2 protein-coding genes are annotated in these 6,267 nt (G+C 48.4%); both read left to right on the forward strand.

What is annotated here, in order from left to right; translation table 11 throughout:
• Positions 1-4 precede the first annotated feature (4 nt).
• The gene (locus QUA44_RS26315; protein ID WP_333251491.1) at positions 5-2,101 is read left to right on the forward strand and encodes a prolyl oligopeptidase family serine peptidase; all 2,097 of its coding nucleotides are present in this window, start codon (positions 5-7) and stop codon (positions 2,099-2,101) included.
• A 772-nt stretch (positions 2,102-2,873) separates the two neighbouring features.
• Positions 2,874-6,267, forward strand: a 3,394-nt coding sequence (locus QUA44_RS26320) for a DUF4347 domain-containing protein (RefSeq protein WP_333276787.1), incomplete at its 3' end; no start/stop codon positions are given.

Here is a 6,267-nt window from a genome sequence, read left to right on the forward strand (position 1 = left end):
AATCATGACCAAATTCGATCGACCTTTAAGCTACCCCACAACCCGCAAAATCGACCAAACAGACGACTACCACGGCGTCAAAGTACCTGACCCCTACAGGTGGCTGGAAAATCCCGACTCTGAGGAAACCCAAGCTTGGGTAGAAGCCCAAAATGCAGTCACTTTTTCTTACCTCAACGAAATTCCGGCGCGGGAAAAAATCAAACAGCGCCTGACTCAACTTTGGGATTACGAGAAATACGGGATACCTTTCAAAGAAGGCGATCGCTATTTCTACTACAAGAATGACGGTCTGCAAAACCAATCCGTACTTTATACTTTAACATCCCTTGAGGGCGAACCAAAAGTATTAATTGACCCCAACACTCTCTCAGAAGACGGAACCGTTGCTTTGGGCGGCGTAGCTATCAGCCAAGACGGTAAAAATATGGCTTACGGTTTGTCAACCTCCGGCTCCGACTGGCAAGAATGGAAAGTCCGCGATATCGAAACAGGTGCAGATTTATCCGATCATTTAAAGTGGGTAAAATTCTCAGGGGCATCTTGGACTCACGACGGTAAAGGCTTTTTTTACAGTCGCTACGACGAACCCAACGAAAAAAGCAAGCACGAAGACGTTAACTATTACCAAAAACTGTTTTACCACCAAATCGGCACGCCCCAATCTGAAGACGTATTAATCTACGATCGCCCCGACCAAAAAGAATGGGGATTTAGCGGCGGCATCACTGAAGACGGCAAATATCTAATTGTATCAGTTTGGCAGGGAACTGAAACAAAAAACCTGATTTTCTATAAAGACTTAACTGCCCCTGAATCCCCTGTTGTAGAAATGATTAACGAATTCGAGGCAGAGTACAGCTTTATCGACAATGAAGGCCCTCTGTTCTGGTTTCAAACTGACTTAAATGCACCCTGCGGCCGGGTAATTGCGATCGACACCAACAACCCCCCTCCTTTATCCCTCGCTGGCGATGAAAGTCAAGGGAAATTTACAGAAATTATCCCCGAAGCAGCCGAAACCCTCCAAGGTATTGGCATCCTCAACAATCAATTTGTGGCTTCTTATCTGAAAGACGCCTACACCCAAATTAAAATCTTCAACTTAGACGGCTGTTTCGCGCGAGAAATAGCTTTGCCGGGAATCGGTTCGGCGGGAGGATTTGACGGCAAGCGGCACGATACCGAAACTTTTTATGCTTACACGAGTTTCACTACACCTAACACTATTTACCGCTACAACATGGTGACAGGCGAAAGCACAATTTACCGCCAGCCGAATGTAGATTTCAACCCCGAAGATTACGAGACAAAGCAAGTATTTTATCCCAGCAAAGACGGCACGCAAGTACCGATGTTCATCACCCACAAAAAAGGCTTGCAATTAGATGGCAATAACCCGACATACCTATACGGTTACGGCGGTTTTGGCATCTCGCTGACTCCTAGTTTCTCGGTTAGCAGGATTGTGTGGTTGGAGATGGGCGGAGTTTACGTCACAGCCTGTTTGCGGGGCGGCGGCGAGTACGGCGAAGAATGGCACCAAGCAGGCACAAAGTTCAACAAGCAAAACGTGTTTGACGACTTTATAGCTGGCGCTGAATGGTTGATCGAAAACAAATACACCAAACCGGCAAAATTGGCGATCGCAGGTGGCAGCAACGGCGGTTTATTAGTAGGGGCTTGCATGACTCAGCGGCCGGAATTGTTCGGTGCAGCATTGCCGGCAGTTGGTGTTATGGATATGTTGCGCTTCCACAAATTTACCATTGGTTGGGCTTGGACTTCTGAATACGGTTCGCCGGAAAATCCCGAAGAATTTTCAACAATTCACGGCTATTCTCCGTTGCACAATCTCAAACCGGGAACCGCTTATCCGGCGACAATGATTACAACTGCCGATCACGACGATCGAGTAGTTCCGGCCCACAGTTTCAAGTTTGCTTCTGCCTTGCAAGAAACCCACGCCGGAGAAAAGCCGGTGTTAATTAGGATCGAAACCAAAGCGGGACACGGGGGCGGCAAACCTACTGCTAAAGTGATTGAAGAATTGGCTGATGAATGGGCTTTTTTAGTGCGTGAACTCGATATTGACGCTTAGCAAGCGGCGTTAGAGGGTGCGATCGACGCAGTTTCATGATTTAGATATAAAGATGGTGTAAAGGGCGATCGTTCTTTTTGAATTCAAGGGCGATCGTTCTTTTTTGTCACCAAAATCCTGGTATTAACATATATAATTTGTCAAGTTTTTTTGTTAACTTTTGTAGCGTTGAGTGGGTATTATTACATGGCTGTGAGTTTACTGCACGACAAATTAGTATAAGTATAAATCTCTAGAAATGCGGTACTCTCAACTTTCAACAGCGATCGCACCTCAAAGTCAAAATCTGCCAATTTTTATGAAATTAATATTTTCAGTATATTTACGGTTCAAGCTGTCTGAGCCAGCCTCGATGTCACCAGACCAAGAAAAGCAGTATGAGGGGTCAGACCCCTTGGGCTGATGAATCCGTAAGTAATTTACCATATAACTAACGTTAGACCTGAGATCATTTTTCCCAAAAATAGAGCATCTTGGCTAATACAAAGGCTGTGACCCCTTATTCATGTTAGAATTTGCAGCCATCGGCCGCATCAGGACATCCAACGGCGATCGCAGTAAATCCTGTCTAATGATTGACTAACCTCACAAATAACAAATATAGGCAACTATTACGTATCCTAAAAAAATATTTTTTTAAACTTTATAGTTGAAAGTTTATCGTCATCCATGAAAAGGGGTAGCTTAGATTTAGCAACCAAATCAACCAAAAATGAGAACCATCCCAAATCTGTCAAATTTGTCAGCCGCACCAACACGGAAATATACCAATATGGAAACTAAAATCTTGAGACAAGCCAGCTATAAAGCAGAGACGGCTAGCCTAAAAAATCTAGCGATTGTGGATTCAAAAGTAGAAAACTACCAAGAGTTTCTCAGGGGAGTGAAAAGCGGTACAGAAGTAATCCTGCTCGATAGAACCCGGGATGGAATCGACCAAATCACCGAAATTTTGCGTCAGCGCCACAATATCAACAGCCTGCACGTAGTATCTCACGGCCGAGAAGCAGCAATCGCGATCGGCCCTGCAGAATTGAATCTTGACAACCTAGAAACCTACAGCAACCAATTGCAGCAGTGGGGAAAATCCCTCAGCCAATCCGCCAGCATTCTACTTTACGGCTGTAACGTAGCCGCAGGCAAATCCGGCATTAAATTTATACAAAAAATTAGCGAATTCACCGGAGCAAATATTGCAGCATCCCAAAACCCAACTGGAAGCGCAGCACTCGGAGGCGACTGGAAATTAGAAATTACCACAGGACAAATCAATGCCGAACTAGCCTTTGAAAAAGAAGTCCTAGAAAACTACACATCAGTCCTGGCTACCTTAGTATCTGAAGACTTTAAAAATTCAACAGTAGTCGGGCCTTGGATATATGGAGTTGCTGGTACTTCCACTCCACCAGGTTTAACCGCAGGTGCCGCCAATTCCGGTGTTATTCCCAGTTTAGGAAATAACGATCCAGCAGGCGGCGGCGCTTTGAGATTAACATCAAACGCGAATAACCAATCAGCTTATGTTCTCTACAACAACCCCATCTCTGCCACTGAAGGTCTAAGAGTTACCTTTGATATCTTTGCCTATAACGGTAATGGTGCCGATGGCCTTAGTTTTTTCCTGATTAACGGAACAGCAACGCCAACAAAAGCCGGAGGCTTTGGCGGATCTCTCGGCTATGCTAGCAATAATAGTCTCACTCCTGCTCTGAACTCAGAGGGTATTTCAGGAGGTTACTTAGGTGTCGGATTAGACGAGTTTGGCAATTTTTCCGAGGAGCAACCCCTCCCACCAGCACGAGCTACTTTCGGGCGTGTGGGTGGCCCGGGAGTGGTAAAGGATTCAATAGGAATTAGAGGCAGCGAAAGCAGAACCTATAGTTTTATAACTAACGCTTCTGTTGCCATTGGCATAGATAATGAAACTGCCACGAATCGCACCGATGCTAATACTAAAAGAAGCGTCCAAATTACCCTATTGCCGCCGACTTCGACAATAGCACCTAACCGTCTGACAGTTGCCTTAGACTTGAACAACAACGGTATTTTTGAACCGGGCGAAACACTAATCACCATACCAGATTTGACCGCCGTAAACGGAATAGTGCCATCTACTTTTAAATTTGGCTTTGCTGCTGCCACAGGAGGAAGTACAAACATTCACGAACTCAACAATGTCCTCGTCGAAAGTATAGATGAGCCTACACTCCAAGCCGATGTTTCCATTGTTAAAAAAGGCCCGCTGTACGCCATACCCAGCAGCAACATTACCTACACTATTACTTCTACAAATAACGGGCCAAGCAGTGCCGAAAGCGTCCTGATTCAAGATCCCCTCCCTGCAGGCTTAACTTTCTTCAGCGCCTCCGACGGTGGCACATACAACCCCGTTACCAGGAATGTCGTCTGGCCGGTGATTCCGACTCTCCTTAACGGTGCTAGCCAAGTCCGCACCATCACCGCAACAGTTCCCGCAACACCAGGCACTGTTTTAACGAACACCGCCTATAGCGACTCCAGCACTTTCGACCCCAATAAAGCTAACAACAATAGTTCCCAACCCACTTCTCAAGTCCCAACTACAATTACTAACAATCTTGCCGATGTAGTCACCAGCAAAAGCGGGTCTATTTCTGGTGCACCGGGCGGGACAGTGAGTTATGAAATCGTTACCCAAAACAACGGGCCGGGCACAGCAGATAACATCACAATTACCGACAGCATCATTCCCGGCTTAACAGGAGTCAGCATCTCCGACAGCGGTACCTACGATAGCATTACAGGTATCGTCACCTTCCCCCTGGCCACCTTAACCAACACACAGAGCGTCAGGCGCAGCATCAGCTTCATCGCACCTGCATCCGGCAGCGTCAGCAACACCGCCAGGAGTGACTCCTCTACCCCCGACCCTTTTCCTGAAAACAACAACGGTACTGCACCCGGTGCTAGCGTGACTACAACTCTGACACCCAGTGCCGATGTCGTTACCACCAAAAGCGGTACTCTCAACAGTACAGCGGGCGGGACAGTGAGTTATGACATCGTTACCCAAAACAACGGGCCGAGCACAGCAGATAACGTCACAATTACCGACAGCATCGTTCCCAACTTAACAGGAATCAGCATCAGTAACGGCGGTACCTACGATAGCATTTCAGGTGTCGTCACCTTCCCCCTTGTCACCTTAACCAACACAGAGAGCGTCAGGCGCAGGATCAGCTTCATCGCACCGGCATCCGGCAGCGTCAGCAACACCGCCAAGAGTAGCTCCTCTACCCCGGACCCGACTCCCGGCAACAATGACGGTACTGCACCCGGTGCTAGCGTGACTACAACTCTGACACCCAGTGCCGATGTCGTTACCACCAAAAGCGGGTCTATTTCTGGTGCACCGGGCGGGACAGTGAGTTATGACATCGTTACCCAAAACAACGGGCCGAGCACAGCAGATAACGTCACAATTACCGACAGCATCGTTCCCGGCTTAACAGGAGTCAGCATCTCCGAGGGCGGTACCTACGATAGCATTTCAGGTGTCGTCACCTTCCCCCTTGTCACCTTAACCAACACAGAGAGCGTCACCCGCAGGATCAGCTTCATCGCACCGGCATCCGGCAGCGTCAGCAACACCGCCAAGAGTAGCTCCTCTACCCCGGACCCGACTCCCGGCAACAATGACGGTACTGCACCCGGTGCTAGCGTGACTACAACTCTGACACCCAGTGCCGATGTCGTTACCACCAAAAGCGGTACTCTCAACAGTACAGCCGGCGGGACAGTGAGTTATGACATCGTTACCCAAAACAACGGGCCGAGCACAGCAGATAACGTCACAATTACCGACAGCATCGTTCCCGGCTTAACAGGAATCAGCATCTCCGAGGGCGGTACCTACGATAGCATTTCAGGTGTCGTCACCTTCCCCCTTGTCACCTTAACCAACGCACAGAGCGTCACCCGCAGGATCAGCTTCATCGCACCGGCATCCGGCAGCGTCAGCAACACCGCCAAGAGTAGCTCCTCTACCCCGGACCCGACTCCCGGCAACAATGACGGTACTGCACCCGGTGCTAGCGTGACTACAACTCTGACACCCAACCAACCGCCATTCGCGACACCGACTAACCTCACGGTAGGGCCAAACAGCAGCGCGCCGGTGGCGGGAT

Source organism: Microcoleus sp. N9_A2, assembly GCF_036701775.1.
In the GTDB taxonomy this organism is placed as follows: Bacteria; Cyanobacteriota; Cyanobacteriia; order Cyanobacteriales; family Microcoleaceae; genus Microcoleus.